The organism is Streptomyces sp. MAR4 CNX-425 (assembly GCF_048656465.1).
Lineage (GTDB): Bacteria > Actinomycetota > Actinomycetes > Streptomycetales > Streptomycetaceae > Streptomyces.
Map to the genome: position 1 here is coordinate 22,263 of NZ_JBMDLF010000017.1, position 14,085 is coordinate 36,347.

The 14,085-nt window shown below is 74.5% G+C and carries 16 protein-coding genes; 6 read left to right on the forward strand and 10 right to left on the reverse strand.

What is annotated here, in order from left to right:
* Window positions 1-1,158 carry an RNA-guided endonuclease InsQ/TnpB family protein gene (locus ACHZ99_RS31860; RefSeq protein WP_420308316.1) on the forward strand — a complete coding sequence of 386 codons (1,158 nt, stop codon included), beginning with the start codon at window positions 1-3 and terminating at the stop codon, window positions 1,156-1,158.
* Window positions 1,159-1,234: 76 nt separating this feature from the next.
* On the opposite strand, the gene rimI is transcribed toward ACHZ99_RS31860, so the two are convergent.
* A complete protein-coding gene (gene rimI, locus ACHZ99_RS31865; RefSeq protein ID WP_420308317.1) occupies window positions 1,235-1,720 on the reverse strand; it encodes a ribosomal protein S18-alanine N-acetyltransferase in 486 nt (161 codons plus the stop codon).
* Between the two features lie 37 nt (window positions 1,721-1,757).
* Entirely contained in the window at window positions 1,758-2,501 is a 744-nt protein-coding gene (gene tsaB, locus ACHZ99_RS31870) for a tRNA (adenosine(37)-N6)-threonylcarbamoyltransferase complex dimerization subunit type 1 TsaB (protein WP_420308367.1), read from the reverse strand.
* Window positions 2,502-2,786: 285 nt separating this feature from the next.
* Here tsaB and ACHZ99_RS31875 point away from each other — a divergent pair, with 285 nt between their 5' ends.
* A complete protein-coding gene (locus ACHZ99_RS31875) occupies window positions 2,787-3,308 on the forward strand; it encodes a hypothetical protein (RefSeq protein WP_420308368.1) in 522 nt (173 codons plus the stop codon).
* A 61-nt stretch (window positions 3,309-3,369) separates the two neighbouring features.
* Here ACHZ99_RS31875 and ACHZ99_RS31880 read toward each other — a convergent pair whose 3' ends face one another.
* From ACHZ99_RS31880 to ACHZ99_RS31905, 6 genes are all read right to left on the reverse strand, one after another.
* The gene (locus ACHZ99_RS31880) at window positions 3,370-4,236 is read right to left on the reverse strand and encodes an LLM class flavin-dependent oxidoreductase (protein ID WP_420308318.1); all 867 of its coding nucleotides are present in this window, start codon (window positions 4,234-4,236) and stop codon (window positions 3,370-3,372) included.
* Window positions 4,237-4,286: 50 nt separating this feature from the next.
* Entirely contained in the window at window positions 4,287-4,496 is a 210-nt protein-coding gene (locus tag ACHZ99_RS31885; protein WP_420308319.1) for a hypothetical protein, read from the reverse strand.
* A gap of 87 nt (window positions 4,497-4,583) precedes the next feature.
* The gene (tsaE, locus tag ACHZ99_RS31890) at window positions 4,584-5,159 is read right to left on the reverse strand and encodes a tRNA (adenosine(37)-N6)-threonylcarbamoyltransferase complex ATPase subunit type 1 TsaE (RefSeq protein WP_420308320.1); all 576 of its coding nucleotides are present in this window, start codon (window positions 5,157-5,159) and stop codon (window positions 4,584-4,586) included.
* An 11-nt stretch (window positions 5,160-5,170) separates the two neighbouring features.
* The gene (locus tag ACHZ99_RS31895) at window positions 5,171-6,490 is read right to left on the reverse strand and encodes an alpha/beta fold hydrolase (RefSeq protein WP_420308321.1); all 1,320 of its coding nucleotides are present in this window, start codon (window positions 6,488-6,490) and stop codon (window positions 5,171-5,173) included.
* Window positions 6,483-7,724, reverse strand: coding sequence for an alanine racemase (alr, locus tag ACHZ99_RS31900; protein WP_420308322.1), 1,242 nt, complete (start codon window positions 7,722-7,724; stop codon window positions 6,483-6,485). The genes ACHZ99_RS31895 and alr overlap by 8 nt, the downstream gene beginning before the upstream one ends.
* A gap of 252 nt (window positions 7,725-7,976) precedes the next feature.
* Window positions 7,977-9,521 carry an NAD(P)H-hydrate dehydratase gene (locus tag ACHZ99_RS31905; protein ID WP_420308323.1) on the reverse strand — a complete coding sequence of 515 codons (1,545 nt, stop codon included), beginning with the start codon at window positions 9,519-9,521 and terminating at the stop codon, window positions 7,977-7,979.
* Window positions 9,522-9,705: 184 nt separating this feature from the next.
* Here ACHZ99_RS31905 and ACHZ99_RS31910 point away from each other — a divergent pair, with 184 nt between their 5' ends.
* Genes ACHZ99_RS31910 through ACHZ99_RS31925 form a run of 4 tightly spaced genes read left to right on the forward strand, consistent with a single transcriptional unit; the run spans window position 9,706 to window position 12,618 of the window.
* The gene (locus ACHZ99_RS31910; protein WP_420308324.1) at window positions 9,706-10,314 is read left to right on the forward strand and encodes a hypothetical protein; all 609 of its coding nucleotides are present in this window, start codon (window positions 9,706-9,708) and stop codon (window positions 10,312-10,314) included.
* Entirely contained in the window at window positions 10,314-10,625 is a 312-nt protein-coding gene (locus ACHZ99_RS31915) for a hypothetical protein (RefSeq protein ID WP_420308325.1), read from the forward strand. Before ACHZ99_RS31910 ends, ACHZ99_RS31915 begins: the two co-directional genes overlap by 1 nt.
* On the forward strand, window positions 10,622-12,028 hold the full coding sequence (locus tag ACHZ99_RS31920) for a hypothetical protein (RefSeq protein WP_420308326.1): 1,407 nt from the start codon (window positions 10,622-10,624) through the stop codon (window positions 12,026-12,028). Before ACHZ99_RS31915 ends, ACHZ99_RS31920 begins: the two co-directional genes overlap by 4 nt.
* A complete protein-coding gene (locus tag ACHZ99_RS31925; RefSeq protein WP_420308327.1) occupies window positions 12,025-12,618 on the forward strand; it encodes a hypothetical protein in 594 nt (197 codons plus the stop codon). Before ACHZ99_RS31920 ends, ACHZ99_RS31925 begins: the two co-directional genes overlap by 4 nt.
* Here the strand turns inward: ACHZ99_RS31925 and ACHZ99_RS31930 are convergent.
* Together ACHZ99_RS31930 and ACHZ99_RS31935 are read right to left on the reverse strand one after the other, a co-directional pair.
* A complete protein-coding gene (locus tag ACHZ99_RS31930) occupies window positions 12,598-13,116 on the reverse strand; it encodes a hypothetical protein (protein WP_420308328.1) in 519 nt (172 codons plus the stop codon). The genes ACHZ99_RS31925 and ACHZ99_RS31930 overlap by 21 nt on opposite strands.
* 134 nt (window positions 13,117-13,250) lie before the next feature.
* Window positions 13,251-14,069, reverse strand: a complete 819-nt coding sequence (locus ACHZ99_RS31935) for a class I SAM-dependent methyltransferase (RefSeq protein WP_420308329.1) — start codon at window positions 14,067-14,069, stop codon at window positions 13,251-13,253.
* Between the last annotated feature and the right edge of the window lie 16 nt (window positions 14,070-14,085).

Below are 14,085 nucleotides of genomic sequence, written 5' to 3' on the forward strand. Positions count from 1 at the left end.
GTGAAGATTGTCTCGCAGGTGAAGTTGCTGCCTGCGTCCACTCATGATGCGGACGCGTTGGCGGCGACCCTGCGTGCCTGCAACCGGGCGGCGAACGCAGCCTCCGAGGTGGCGTTCGCGAAGGGCCTCAAGCGCCGGAACGTGTTGCAGGATGCGGTGTACCACCGGATCAGGGCCGACTTCGATCTCGGGGCGCAGGCCGCTGTGCGCACGGTGAAGAAGGTGTGCGACGCGTACGCGACGCTGAAGGCCAACCTGCGGGCGGGGAACTGCGGCCCGGAGGGCTCCAAGCGCCGGGCGCGGGCCGAGTCCAGGCCGATCCGGTTTCGGGAGACGGCGGCCCAGCCCTACGACGACCGCATCCTGACGTGGAACCTCGACCAGCAGACGGTCAGCATCTGGACGCTGGCCGGGCGCCTGAAGGGTGTCCCCTTCGTGTGCTCGTCCGAGGCGTTGCAGCTCCTTGCCTGCCGTAAGGGCGAGTCCGATCTGGTGATGCGCGACGGCATGTTCTTCCTGATCGCGACCATCGACATCCCCGAACCGCCCGTGTCGCAGCCGGACGGCTTCCTCGGGGTGGATTTCGGGATCGTCAACATCGCCACGACCTCTGACGGGCAGGTCATGTCCGGACGGCAGGTCAACCGCTACCGCAAACGCAAGCGGGACCTGCGCTCCAAGCTCCAGAAGAAGCGGACCACCTCCGCCGCCCGGGTCCTCGTGCGCCAGCGGCGCAAGGAGGCCCGCTACGCCACCCAGCGCAACCACATCATCGCCAAGAAGCTCGTCGCCACCGCTGAACGCACCTCCCGGGGTATCGGTCTGGAAGACCTGACCGGCATCCGGCAGAGGGTTACGGCCAAGAAGGACCAGCGGGCACGGCTTTCCTCGTGGGCGTTCGCCCAGCTCGGCTCCTTCGTTGAATACAAGGCCAGGCGAGCGGGAGTGCCCGTGGTCCGCGTGGACCCGCGCAACACCTCCCGCCAGTGCTCCAACTGCTGGCACACCCACCGGTCCAACCGGACCGACCAAGCGAGGTTCGTGTGCAAGTCCTGCGGGACGATCCTGCACGCGGACCACAACGGCTCCCGCAACATCGCCCACCGGGCCGATGCTGTGTGGCAGCGGGGCGCAGTCAACCGCCCCAGAACGGCCTAGCCATTCCGGACGCAGGATCCCACAGCGGGGCATTGGCATCACGTCTCACTCTGCCTGCAAACCCGGTCCTTCAGCTTCAGGGCCGGGTAGTTGACTCTTTCTCGGTACGGCGCATGACGAGCGCATCAACGTTTCCGGGCTGGTAGTAGCCGCGCCGGACGCCGATCACCGCGAAGCCGTGGCGCTCGTAGAGGCGCTGCGCGCGGCCGTTGTCGACGCGCACCTCCAGCAGCACCTCGCGGCAGCCGAAGCGGCGGGCGGCGGCGAGCAGCGCCTCCAGCAGGCGCGGGCCGAGGCCGGTGCCCCAGTGGTCGGGGGCGGCGGCGATGGTCTGGACGTCGCCGGTGCCGTCGGCGGCGGCGAGCCCGCCGTAGCCGACGACGCGGCCGGCGGCGTCCTCGGCGACGACGTACGCGCGCGTGGCGCCGGGGCCGCGGGCGTGGGCCAGCTCGGACCAGAACATGGCCGGGGACCAGGCGTCCTCGGGGAAGGTGTCCCGTTCGAGGTCGAGCACGGGGTCGATGTCCCACCACCGCATCTCGCGCAGGGTGACGGCGGTCATGGGCCCTGGACCCTCCCGCACGGGGCCGGGCGCGCGGTCATCGCGGGCTGACCGCCTTCGGGCCGGCCGCCTTCGGCGTGACCGCCTTGTACCCGGCCGGGACCTGCGCGTCCGGGCGGCGCAGGTACAGCGGGCGGGGCGGCAGCAGCCCGGCGCCGCCCGCCGCGAGCCGCTCGGCGGCGAGCGCGGCGAGGGCGGCGGCGCGCTGGTGCGCCGGGGGGCGGACGTCGGGGAAGACGTCGGGGTACAGCGCGGCGCCCGCGCCGGCGGCGGGCAGCCCGGCGACCTGCCCGGCGAGGTCGGCGGGGCGGTCGACGGCGGGTTCGGTGAGGCGGGTGCGGGCGTCGGCGTAGCGGGCCCAGTAGACCTCTTTGCGGCGGGCGTCGGTGGCCACGGTGAACGGCCCGTCGATGCCCCCGGCGCCGTCCGCGCCGCCCGGGGCGTCCGGGCCGTCCGCGCCGCCGAGGCCGTCGCGCCCGGCGGCGTAGGCGATGCCGTCCAGCGTGCAGATCCCGTACACCGGGACGTCCAGCGTCATGCCGAGGACCTCGGCGGTCACCAGCCCCACCCGCAGCCCCGTGTACGGGCCGGGACCGACGCCGACGACGACGCCGGTCAGGTCCTTCAGCTCCCGCCCGGCCCCGGCGAGCACCCGCTCCACGGCGGGCAGCAGCAGCTCGCCGTGGCGCCGGGCGTCGACCTGGTGCGACTCGGCGAGCGCGGGCGAGCCGGGGGTGCCGTCGTGGAGCGCGACGGCGACGGCGGGGGTGGCGGTGTCCATGGCGAGCAGCACGCCCTTCAGGGTAGTCGCGCGCGCGGGGTGCCCGGACCGCGTCCCCCGGGCCGGTGACGCACCGCTGACTCACCGCCCCGGTACGCCCCGGCGCCCGCCCGGGCGGGTGCTACCGTCGGGCGGAGCAGGCGGGGGCGGACCCGGCGGACCCGGCGGGCCGGCACCCGGGCGGGCACGAGGCAGGGCAGGGCAGGGCAGGGCAGGCTTCGGCAGAGCGGTCGCACGGCGGCCGTACCGGAAGGGGCGTACCGCGTGGCAGGCAGCGGGAAATTCGTGGCCGGGCTGACCACCGCCGCCCTCGGCGTGGTCGCCTTCCTCGCCTACCAGGCCAACGCCAACGTGCCGGACTCCCTGGCCCGCGAGCGCCCCGGCGTCGCCAGCCCCTCGCCGTCCGCGTCGAAGGAGAAGGAGGAGCTGGCGCTGCCCGCCCGCTCCGGCTCCGGGCTGCGGGTGGTGTACGCGCTGAAGGACCGGCGCGTCTGGCTCGTCGGCGAGGACGACTCGGTGCTGCGGACGTACAAGGTGACGCCCAGCTCCGTCGACCCGCCGCCCGGCACGTACAGCGTGACCTCGCGGGCGAAGCAGGTCACCGGCTCGGACGGGGTGCCGGTGGAGCACGTGGTGATATTCACCGAGTCCGAGGGCACCGTCATCGGGTTCAGCGCCGCGCTCGACGGGTCGCGGCCGGACCCGGACGCGCAGGAGAAGACGGGCGGCGTGCGCTCGTCGCGGCCGGACGGCAAGGCGCTGTGGCGCTTCGCGACGGTGGGGGTCGAGGTCCGGGTCGTGAAGTAGCGGGGCCCGCCGACGGCGGACCCCGCCGGCGGACCCCGGCCCGGGCTCCCGCCCCTCGCCCCTACAGCCCGGCGGCCTCGGCGATCAGCCCGACCTGCGCCAGGTCCGGGTTGCACGGGAACAGCACCAGCTCGTCGCAGCCCGCGTCCGCGAAGGCGGCCCGCGCGGCGGCGACCGCCTGCGGCGTCGTCAGCGCGGACCCGGCGATCATCTCGGCGACGTCGCCGAGGAAGCCGTAGTAGTCGAGGAGGTAGTCGCGGGCGTGCTCCGCGGCGTCGTCGCCGAGGCTCACGTACGCCAGAGCCGCGATCCGCGGCTCGCCCTCCCGGCCCGCCGCCCGCCACGCCGCCCTGGCCTTGTCGGCGCCCGCGGCCAGCTGCTCCGGGCGGCCGCCGCCGAGGATCCACCCGGCCCCGTACTCCGCGATCCGCCGGAACGCCGCGGGGGCGTCCCCGCCGACGAGGATCGGCGGCCCGCCGGGCTGCACCGGCGCCGGCCCGACGGGGTGGGCGCGGCCGCGGGCGTCCTGGCTCCAGACGGCGCGCATCTCGGCGAGCTGCTCGTCGAAGATCCGGCCGCGCTCGGCGAACGGCACGCCGGCGGCCTCGTAGTCGTCCTCCCGCCCACCCACGGCGGCGCCGACGGTGAGCCGGCCGCCGGAGAGCACGTCGACGGTGGCGAGCTGCTTGGCGAGCAGCGCGCCGTTGCCGCGGAACGGGGCGATGAGGATGGTCGTCGCCAGGCCGATCCGCTCGGTGACGGCGGCCGCGGCGGCGAGGGTGGGGATCGTTTCGAGGTTGCCGTAGGCGACGCGGTCGATGGCGCCCAGGGTCGAGAAGCCCGCCCGCTCGGCGGCGACGGCCCACTCGGGGATGAGGGTGCCGGGGATGCCGCGGATGGTGGAGGGGAGTCCGATGCCGATGTCCATGCCGCGCAGCCTAGACGGCCGCGGCGGCGGGGGCGGGAGTGGCGCCCGCGCTACGCGGCGTGCTGCTCCGGCGCCGGTGCCGGAGCGGGTGCCGGCTCGCCGGCCGCCTCGCCGGCCGTCTCGGCCCCCGGCGCGCTCCCGGGCGCTTCGGGCCGGGGGGCGGCGGGTGGCGTCGAGACCGCCTCGGCCGCCGCGGAGGCGGCGAGCAGCTCGGCCAGTCCCACGGCGGGGCGCTGCCGCTCGGGTTCCTCAGGTGCCATACGCCCATGGGACCACGCGCGCCGGACGGGGGCAACGATATGCCGACGGAGCGTCGGGATCTTTGTCGGAACGTACAGCACTGCTGTTCAGGCGCGCGCGAGCGCGGCGAGCGCGCCGTGCGCCCAGCGGTCGCCGACGCCGGTGAGGGTGACGTGCCGTACGTCGGCCGCGTCGGCGTCGTCGGGGTCGGCCCCGTCGTCGGGGTCGTCGTCCGCGTCGGGGGCCTCCGCCGCGGGGGCGCCCCCGGTCCGGCGCTCGATGACGACGTGCAGCCGGTCCTCGGCCAGCTCCTCGACCTTGCCCTCGCCCCACTCCACCACCACGACCGACTCCGGCAGCGACACGTCCAGGTCGAGGTCCTCCATCTCCTCCAGGCCGCCGCCCAGCCGGTAGGCGTCGACGTGCACCAGCGGCGGCCCGCCCGAGACCGACGGGTGCACGCGCGCGATGACGAACGTCGGCGACGTCACCGCCCCCCGCACCCCGAGCCCGTCGCCCAGCCCGCGCGCGAGCGTCGTCTTGCCCGCGCCCAGCGCCCCGGTGAGCAGCACGAGGTCCCCGGCGCGCAGCACGGCGGCCAGCCGGCGGCCCAGGTCCTGCATCCGCGCGGGCGTCTCGACGGTCAGCTGGACGGCGGTGGTGGTGGTCGCGGCAGCGCTCATGGCACTGGATGTTAGGGGGTCCGGCGGGACGGGCCGCGCGTGCGCCGTACGGGCCGCTCCCCCGGGCGCGGCGCCGCCTGCGCGTCCGGCCGCGCGTCCGGGCCCGTCCCCGGCCGCGCGCCCGCCTCCGCCGCGCCCGCCGCGTCCGGCGCACCCGCGCGCGTGAGCAGCGCGGCCAGCGCCTCGTTCACCCGGTCGGGGCGCTCCAGCATGGCGAGGTGCCCGGCGTCCCCGACGGCCTCGTACGCCGCGTCCGGCAGCCGCGCCGCGATCCGCTCGCTGTGCGCCGGGGGCGTCACCATGTCCCGGTCCCCGACGAGGACGAGGCCGGGGCGGTCGCGGAAGAGCGCCAGCGCCTCGCCCTTCTCGTGCGCGGCGAACGCCGGGTAGAACTCGGCGACGACGTCTATCGGCGTGCTCTCCAGCAGCCGTTCGGCGAAGCGCGCGACGCCCGGGTCCACACCCTCGGCGCCGAAGGAGTAGTGCTTGATGATCCCGGCGAAGAGGTCGGCGGTCGCCTGCCGGCCGCGTTCGGCCAGCTCCGCCCGGCTGCCGAGGGCCTTGAGCACGCCGGGCACGAAGTGCCGTACGGCCCAGGCGCCGGCCGCCGGCAGGCCGAACGTGAGCCGGCCGAGGTCGCCCGCGGAGGTGCCGAGGAACGCGGCGCCGGCCACCCGGTCGCGTACCAGGCCGGGGAACTGGTCGGCGAAGGCCATGACCGTCATGCCGCCCATCGAGTGCCCGACGAGCACCAGCGGGCCCTCGGGGGCGGCGGCGTCGACGACGGCCTTCAGGTCGCGGCCGAGCTGCTCGATGGTGATCGGCTCGTCGCCGGCGAGCTGGGAGACGCCGCGGGCGGAGCGGCCGTGGCTGCGCTGGTCCCAGTAGACGGCGCGGACGCGGCCGCGGAGGGCGGCGCGCTGGAAGTGCCACACGTCCTGGGTGAGGCAGTAGCCGTGGGAGAACACGACCGTGAGGGGCGCGGGCTCGCGGCGGCCCGCGGCGAAGCGGCGCCGCCGGCGGCGGGGGGCCGCCGCGTCGTCCTCCGGCAGCGGGAAGTCGCCGGGCTCCTCCACCTCGTAGTACAGCTCCGTGCCGTCGTCCGCGACGGCCGCGGCGGGGGTGCCGCGGAGGGTGCCGTACGGCCCGGCCGCGTCGAGCGCCTCCCGGGCCCGGCGGCGCACGCCGCGGCCCATCGCCAGCCGCTCCACCGCGACGCCGGCGGCGGCCCCGGCGGCGAGCACGCCGATGGCGGCGCCGGCGATCCCGGCGCGGCGGCCCGCCCGGGCCCAGCCGCCGGCGGGGGCGGGGGCGGGGAGGGGGTCAGCCATGGAGGGCCCCGTGGGTGCCGGTGTGCGTGCCCGTACCCGTACCCGTGTCTGTGCCTGTGCTCGTCTCCGTGTCCGTGTTCATGGGGTGGGCATCCCCCGCGGCGCCCACGTACACGCGCGGAACGCGGGGCCCGATCCGGGTGACGATCTCGTACCCGATCGTGCCCGTCGCCCGCGCCCAGTCCTCCGCCGTCGGCTCGCCGTGGTCCCCGGCGCCGAACAGCACCGCCTCGTCGCCCGCCGCCGCCGCGTCCCCGCCCAGGTCCACGACGAACTGGTCCATCGCCACCCGCCCGGCGACCGTCCGCCACTTCCCGGCGACCAGCACCGGCCCCGTACCCGACGCGTGCCGCGGGACACCGTCCGCGTAGCCGAGGGGGACGAGGGCGAGGGTGGTGCGGCCGGGGGTGACGTAGTGGTGCCCGTACGAGACGCCCAGCCCGGCCGGCGCCTCCTTGACCTGCGCCAAAGACGCCTTGAGCGCCATCACCGGCCGCAGCCCGAAGTCCGCGGGCACACCGACCTCGGGGCTCGGCGACAGCCCGTACGACGAGACCCCGGGCCGCACGAGGTCGAAGTGGGCTGCGGGGAGGGTGAGCGTGGCCGGGGAGTTCGCCATGTGCCGCACCTCGGGGCGCAGCCCGGCGCGCTCGGCGACGGCGAGGGCCTCGTGGAAGGCGTCGAGCTGGCCGCGGACGGAGGGGTCGCCGGGCTCGTCGGCGCGGGCGAAGTGCGACCAGACGCCGGTGACGGAAACGGCCCCATCGGCCTCCGCGGCGCGGGCGGCGGCGACCAGACCGGGCCAGTCGCCGGCGAGACAGCCGTTGCGGCCGAGACCGGTGTCGGCCTTGAGCTGCACGCGCGCGGTACGCCCGGCGGCGCGGGCGGCGGGCAGCAGCTCCCGCAGCGCCCAGAGGCCGCTGACGGTGATGTCGAGATCCGCCTCGACGGCCTCCCGCCACGGCCCCCCGGGCGTCCACAGCCAGCACAGGATGCGCCCGCGGTCACCGGCCGCCCGCAGCCCCAGCGCCTCGTGCGGCGTCGCGGTCCCCAGCCACTCGGCGCCGGCGGCGCGGGCGGCGCGGGCGCAGGGCAGCGTGCCGTGGCCGTAGGCGTCGGCCTTGAGGACGGCCATGAACTGCGCGCGCGGGGCGAGACCGCGCAGGGCGCGGATGTTGGCGCCGTACGCGGTGAGGTCGATCTCCGCGCGGGCGCGGAGGGGTGAGTCGGTCATCGTGGCCAGTGTCGCATTGCGGGAACGCCTGCGGCTGGGCGCGGCGGGTCGGACCGCGGGCGGCGGGCGCGGACGCGAGGCCCGGGGCACCCGGGTCTCGGGGGCGGCAGTGGAGGCCGTGCGGACGGGCGCACGAGCACCCGGGCCGGGCGGCCGGGGTTCGGGCAGCCGTGGAGCAGGCCCGGCCCCCGCGCGACGGAGCAGCCCCACGACAGCGCCGGACGCCCGCGCCGCGGCACCGCACCCCCGTGGTCAGCCGCCCGCCTTCCCGCCACCGCCCCGTGGCCGCTCCGCGGCCGCCCCGCGGACGTCCCGCCAGACGCCGGGGAGGGCGTCGGGGAGTTCGTGGGCGGTGGCCGGGGCGCCGGCGGCGAGGGTGCGGGCGGCGAGGCCGTGGAGGTACGCGCCGGCGGAGGCGGCGTCGCGGGCGGCGAGGCCGGCGGCGAGGAGGGAGCCGGTGAGGCCGGAGAGGACGTCGCCGCTGCCGGCGGTGGCCAGCCAGGGGGTGCCGGTGGGGTTGACGCGTACGGGACCGCCGCTGTCGTCCGGCTCCGCGACGAGGGTGGTGGACCCCTTCAGCAGAGTCGTCGCCCCGTACGCCGCCGCCAGCGACCGTACGGCCGCCAGCCGGCCCGACTCCACCTCCGCCCGGTCCACGCCCAGCAGCGCGGCGGCCTCCCCGGCGTGCGGGGTGAGCAGCGTCGGCGCGGACCGGCCCCGTACCCGTACCGCGTCCAGCAGCCGCAGGCCGTCGGCGTCCACCAGCACCGGCACGTCGGCGGCGAGCACCTGCTCCAGCACCTCCGCCGCCCCCGGCCCGTCCCCGAGCCCCGGCCCGACGACCCACGCCTGGACCCGGCCCGCCTTCGCGGGCGGCCCGGGGTGCACGAGCGTCTCCGGATACCGCGCGATGACCGCCCGCGCCGCGGGCCCCACGTACCGCACGGCCCCCGCCCCGCCGCGCAGCGCCCCGCCGACGGCGAGCACGGCGGCGCCGGGGTACCGCTCGGACCCGGCGACGACACCGACGACACCGCGCCGGTACTTGTCGCTCTCGGCGGTCGGCGACGGCAGCAGCGCGGCCACGTCGGCGTGCTGCAACGCCTCCAGCTCCGGCACGGCGGGCAGGTACGGCCCGAGCCCGATGTCCACGAGCCGCAGCGCCCCGGCGCGCTCGGCGGCGGGGTCGACGAGCAGGCCGGGCTTGTACGTACCGAAGGTGACGGTGGCGGCGGCGGTCACGGCCTCACCCCGCACCTCCCCGGTGCCGGCCTCGACGCCGCTGGGGAGGTCGACGGCGAGGACGGGGGCGCCGGTGTCGCGGACGAGCCGCAGGAGCGCGGCGGCGGCGGACCGAAGCCCGCCGGACCCGCCGATGCCCACGATGCCGTCGACGACGAGGTCGGCACCGCCGAACACCCGACGCAGCCCGGACCCTCCCCCACCCAGCCCCGCAGCCCCACCGTCCGCAGCCCCGCCCTCCGCGGGCACGACCCGTCCCCCGGCCGCCCGCAGGGCGCGAAGCCCGCCGCCGTGCGTCCGCTCCGGGCTGAGCAGCAGGGCCGTCACACGCGCCCCGCGCCGCGCCAGCCGCGCCCCGGCGTACAGCGCGTCCCCGCCGTTGTCCCCGCTCCCCACGAGCAGCACCACCCGCCGCCCGTACGTCCGCCCCAGCAACCCGGCCGCCGCGGCGGCCAGCCCCGCCGCGGCCCGCTGCATGAGCGCCCCCGCGGGCAACTCCGCCATGAGCGCCGCCTCGGCACTCCGCACCGTCTCCACCCCGTACGCGGTCCTCATGCCCCCATCCTCCACCGCCCCGGGAGGGCCCGCAGCGGGGTGGGTGGCCGACCCTCGCCAACTTTGGCCGGGGACACCGAACGAGGTGGTACTCCCGACCACCCGGACGTTAGGGTAATCAGTCGATCACGCAGAGGCATGATCTCTTCTGATGCCCGCTTCCCCCGATTCCCCGAGAAGGACGATGACGACGCACGCCATTACTTCAGGAACCGGCTTCGGACTGCTCACCCCGGCGGACTGGTATCGAATCCCGCTCCACCCGGCCGCACAGCGGACGGCGTCCATCAAGGCGATGGTGGACCGGCAATTCACGGGTGTCGACAACCAGCCAATCCTGCGCCGCAAGACGGAGGAGGAATTACAGGGCGCCGCGGCGGCCGGTGCCGAACAGGGCGGCGTAACCCTGTACTTATCCTACTTAGACGCCGCGGGAGTCCCCCTTTCCGCCTCCCTGCTGGTGTCCCTCGTACCGCAACACGCCGACCCCCTCCGTACGGCCACGGCCCTGACGGCCCGCGGCGGAGCCACCGAGGTCGACCTCCCGGCGGCAGGCCGCGCGACCCGCCGCCGGCGGACCGAGCGCAGCAGGCAGACCCAGAAGCTGGGCAGCACGTTCGCGGACACGATCGTGGAGTACTTCGTCCCCGTACCGGGCCGTCCGGAGCTGCTGCTGCTGACGTTCAGCACCCCGCTGGAGCCGCTGGCCGACGAGATGACGGGGCTCTTCGACGCCGTCGCCGGCACCCTGCGCTGGCCCCGGACGGCCACGGCCGGAGAGGCGGCCGGCTGATGGGGGACAAGCTCAAGGTCGACACCGAGGACCTGATCACCGCGGGCTCGGGCATGCGGCGGGTGGCGATCGAGTTCGAGCAACTCGACCGGTACATGGGCCAGTACGACCGGAAGACCGTCGGCCACCAGTGGCTCTGGGAGCGACTCCAGGACTTCTCGGACGGCTGGGACGACACCAGGGCGAAGATGGTCGACGAGATCATGGGCCTGGGCGAGGTCGCCCAGAAGGCGGGCGAGGCGTACCGGGAGATCGAGACCCAGCTCGTCGACTCACTCCTCGGCAAGAAGCCCAAGGGCGGTAAGAAATGAGCCGCCCCGCCGACTGGAAGTGGGAGCCCCTGGGTGAGGCGGAGGACCCGGTCCCCGGCGACGTGGCCGAACTGAAAACCCTCGCCCGCCGCCTCAGCAGTACGGCCGAGACCATCAAGGAGACGGCGGCGGCCCTGGAACGCCTGGGCGACCTGAAGAGCTGGGACTCGCCGGCGGGCTTCGAGTTCTCCGCGAAGGCCAGGTCGACGGCCGAGACCGTCCGCAGCGCCCACAGCCGCTACGCGGAGGCGGGCGCGGCGGTGAAGGAGTTCTGGACCGACCTCGAACAGATCCAGGACGAGGCCGACCGCCTCCTCGCCCAGGCCGAAATCGCCGCCGAGGACGCGAAGAAGGCCCGCAACAAGGCGGACAGCCCGCCGCAGGACGCGGGCGCCGAGGCCCTGGACAAGCTCGACTTCAAGGCGGAGGACGCGGAAGCCCACCTGGCGGCGATCCGCCGCCGCCTGGAGCCGCTGAAGGCATGGCACGAGGACGCGGGCGACACGGCGGCCCGCCGGATCAGGGAGGCGGTGGAAGGCGACGGCCTGAACGACGGCTTCCTGGACGACATCTCCGGCGCCCTGACGGCGATCGCCAACGTGGCGGGGCTGATCGCCGCGTTCTGTGGCGTCGTGGCACTACTCCTCGGGTGGATCCCCGTTATCGGCCAGCCAATCGCCGGGGTCATGGGCACGATCGCGCTCATCGCCACCGCCGTGTCCTTGGTCTGCCATATTGCGCTCGCCATCAACGGCGACGCGACGTGGATGGACATTGCGGCGGACGTCATCGGAATCGCCACCTTCGGCATCGGCCGCGTCTGCATGACCGCCGCCAGGGTGAGCGCGCTGGGGGGACGGGCCAGGGCGTGGGACGCCGCCAACGCGTACGTGCGACGCACCGCGCCCCAGCTGAACTCGGCGCAGCGACGTGCGCGCGTCGAGCAGCTGGTGGGACCTCGACAGGGAGCCCGATTGGGGGCCGTTTCGAGGCCCGACGTCTCGCTCCGCACCGCCTTCGGCGGCCTGCGCGGCGACTTCGTCAGCGATCTGAGAACGATCGGTTCGAGTTGGCGGGGAAGCATGCGCGCAGGCGATCACTTCGCTTCGCTGAGAAGTGCGTGGCAGTCCGGTGGCATTCGTGGCGCCGGAGCCATGTGGGACGACGCCGCCTCGGTCGACGAGATGGCCCGTATCAACGCCATCAGTCGCTCCACACTTGCCGAAATCGGGACTCCCGATGCTTTCAGACAGGCGGACAGATTCGCCGGGGCCTACCTCGGTGCGATGGGTGCCGGTGGATACATGGACAGCCAGACGATCAGGGAGGCGGGAATGGCCACCGCTGATGGATCCTTCGTCGACGAGTTCATGTTCGGCCAGTCCGGGAGGCTGCCGCTGTGACAGACAACGAGCACGGCTGGTCCCACTGCTCCGTATCGATGCCGATTCCGGAGAACTGGATCGCCCTTGACCTAGGTGCACCCGACACCGAGGCATGGGCGCTCTCGACTGCACAGGGTCACCTCGGTGACCAGCGGAGTGCCGTACTCCACGAAGCATTCGCCGCGGACATCGTTTCGTGCACGGCGGCCGCCGTCGCGCGCAACGCAATATCGGCCGCAGTACTGGCGCCTCGGCAGGAACCAATTTTGGCACTGCTCCAGTTGCGGGAGCTGCATCTGGCACCCCGAGAGTACGACTTGGCCCACCTTCGGGAGGCCGCCGCACACGTCAAATCTCCCCTGTTCCGCCCGCCGGAACTTACGACGGTCGACCTTCCCGTGGGCACTGCCGTGCGCGAACACCGGCTGGAGCCTGAGAGCATCGGCGACGGTACCGCACAGACGGTCGAGGGGGTTGCCTACTACGTGCTTCCCGATCAGCATCCGGACAGCGCCTTGGAACTGCTCATGAGGTGGAACGCCACCGGCCTGGGCGAATTGCTGTGCGCCCTTGCCGACGAGGTGGCCCTAACTCTCCGCCTTTCCTGATTTACGCCACATCGCACGCTGCTTGCCGCGTCCCAGACGCGCCCAGGGAAACAGGATACCGAGGAGGATGAAACCACCAACGACAAAGACGAGCGAGAGGAGACCCACCATAAATGGCGGGAACAACCTTCCGGCTTGGGCCGGAAGGACCGACCCGATGGCCGGAAGCACACAGATAAAGAGCGTTCCGGCGATCTGGTGCAACCCTTCCCGGAACGCTATACGCGGATGTTCCGGAGTTCCGCTCACCATGCCGATGACGGTCAAGGCGATGAAGAGCATGGAAACGCCGCCGCCCGCCACTCCCCCGGTAAAGAGCGCTGGAATTCCATCGTCAGGTACGACATCGTCAAATGCCAACACCAGCAGCATAAAAGCGCCGACTGCGCCACCTAACATCAGTGCGAAGACCGCGGTGCAGCCGATTGTAAAGCCGACGCCCACAGGCTGGCTGCGCGCGCGCTCTGAGTCTCCGTTGGATGCTTCGGCCTCGGTCATGCGGCTTATCTCCTCAGGTCGGATACGGCGTTCCACTCAGCCCGTACGCTGTCACCTCCCCCGTGGTCAAAGCAACGGCAACCACCACTCAGCGCGAGCATCCGGACACGCCCCGGCGCCCCCGCACCGCCCCCTCAGCGCCGGGCCACAGCCAGCAGGTGCGACGCCGCCGCCAGCAGTTCCGGATGCCCCTCCGCCAGCCGCGCCGCGCGCAGCGCGGCTTCGAAGGCCGGGTGGTCCGCGGGCAACGGCCGCCCCGTGTGCTGCTCGACCGACTTCAACTGGGCCCACCCCGGCCCTTCGACCCCGTACACCTTCACCTCGCCCAGCCCCGCGTCGCGCATCTCGTCCTCCAGCCCCGCTGCCGTGTGGAAATAGGCCGCCGTGAACCCCTTGCGGCCCGGGTCGTGGCGGCCGGTGGTGAGGATGTCGCGGACGGCGTCGTGGACGCGGTCCTTGGTGAGCAGCGTGGTCGCAGTGTGCTCGAAGACGGAGGCGTACCGGCCGATCGCCGCGGCGGCGACGAGGCCGCCGGGGCGGGTGACGCGCCGCGCCTCGGCGAGCGCGAGGTCGCGGTCGGCGCGCTCCAGCAGGTGATACAGCGGCCCGAGGAGCAGCGTCACGTCGTACGAGCCGTCCGCCGCCCGCAGCGCCCGGGCGTCGCCCACCTCCGCGTCGACCCCGGCGCGGCGCGCGGCCTCGACGTGCCGCGGCACCGGGTCGACCAGGTGCACCCGGTGCCCGTCCCCCGCCAGCCACGCCGCGTGCGCTCCCGGCCCGCCGCCCACGTCGAGCACGTCCGCCGGTGCCCCCGGCAGATGCCGCCGCAGCAGCTCCCGTGTACGCACCAGCTCCAGCCGCCCGTCCGCGGCCCCGGTGAGCCGCGTGGCCTCGTCGAACTCGGTGCCGTAGAAGTGCAGGATTTCGGGGTCGACTTGGGGATCGAGGCTCATGTCGGCCATGCTCTAC

Bases quoted from the DNA above. Each gene is read 5' to 3' on its own strand.
- tsaB (WP_420308367.1), bottom strand. From the start codon at position 2,501: ATGGACACCGCCACCCCCGCCGTCGCCGTCGCGCTCCACGACGGCACC.
- ACHZ99_RS31920 (WP_420308326.1), top strand. From the start codon at position 10,622: ATGAGCCGCCCCGCCGACTGGAAGTGGGAGCCCCTGGGTGAGGCGGAG.
- ACHZ99_RS31905 (WP_420308323.1), bottom strand. From the start codon at position 9,521: ATGAGGACCGCGTACGGGGTGGAGACGGTGCGGAGTGCCGAGGCGGCG.
- alr (WP_420308322.1), bottom strand. From the start codon at position 7,724: ATGACCGACTCACCCCTCCGCGCCCGCGCGGAGATCGACCTCACCGCG.
- rimI (WP_420308317.1), bottom strand. From the start codon at position 1,720: ATGACCGCCGTCACCCTGCGCGAGATGCGGTGGTGGGACATCGACCCC.
- ACHZ99_RS31915 (WP_420308325.1), top strand. From the start codon at position 10,314: ATGGGGGACAAGCTCAAGGTCGACACCGAGGACCTGATCACCGCGGGC.
- ACHZ99_RS31930 (WP_420308328.1), bottom strand. From the start codon at position 13,116: ATGACCGAGGCCGAAGCATCCAACGGAGACTCAGAGCGCGCGCGCAGC.
- ACHZ99_RS31910 (WP_420308324.1), top strand. From the start codon at position 9,706: ATGACGACGCACGCCATTACTTCAGGAACCGGCTTCGGACTGCTCACC.
- ACHZ99_RS31885 (WP_420308319.1), bottom strand. From the start codon at position 4,496: ATGGCACCTGAGGAACCCGAGCGGCAGCGCCCCGCCGTGGGACTGGCC.
- tsaE (WP_420308320.1), bottom strand. From the start codon at position 5,159: ATGAGCGCTGCCGCGACCACCACCACCGCCGTCCAGCTGACCGTCGAG.
- ACHZ99_RS31935 (WP_420308329.1), bottom strand. From the start codon at position 14,069: ATGAGCCTCGATCCCCAAGTCGACCCCGAAATCCTGCACTTCTACGGC.
- ACHZ99_RS31880 (WP_420308318.1), bottom strand. From the start codon at position 4,236: ATGGACATCGGCATCGGACTCCCCTCCACCATCCGCGGCATCCCCGGC.
- ACHZ99_RS31895 (WP_420308321.1), bottom strand. From the start codon at position 6,490: ATGGCTGACCCCCTCCCCGCCCCCGCCCCCGCCGGCGGCTGGGCCCGG.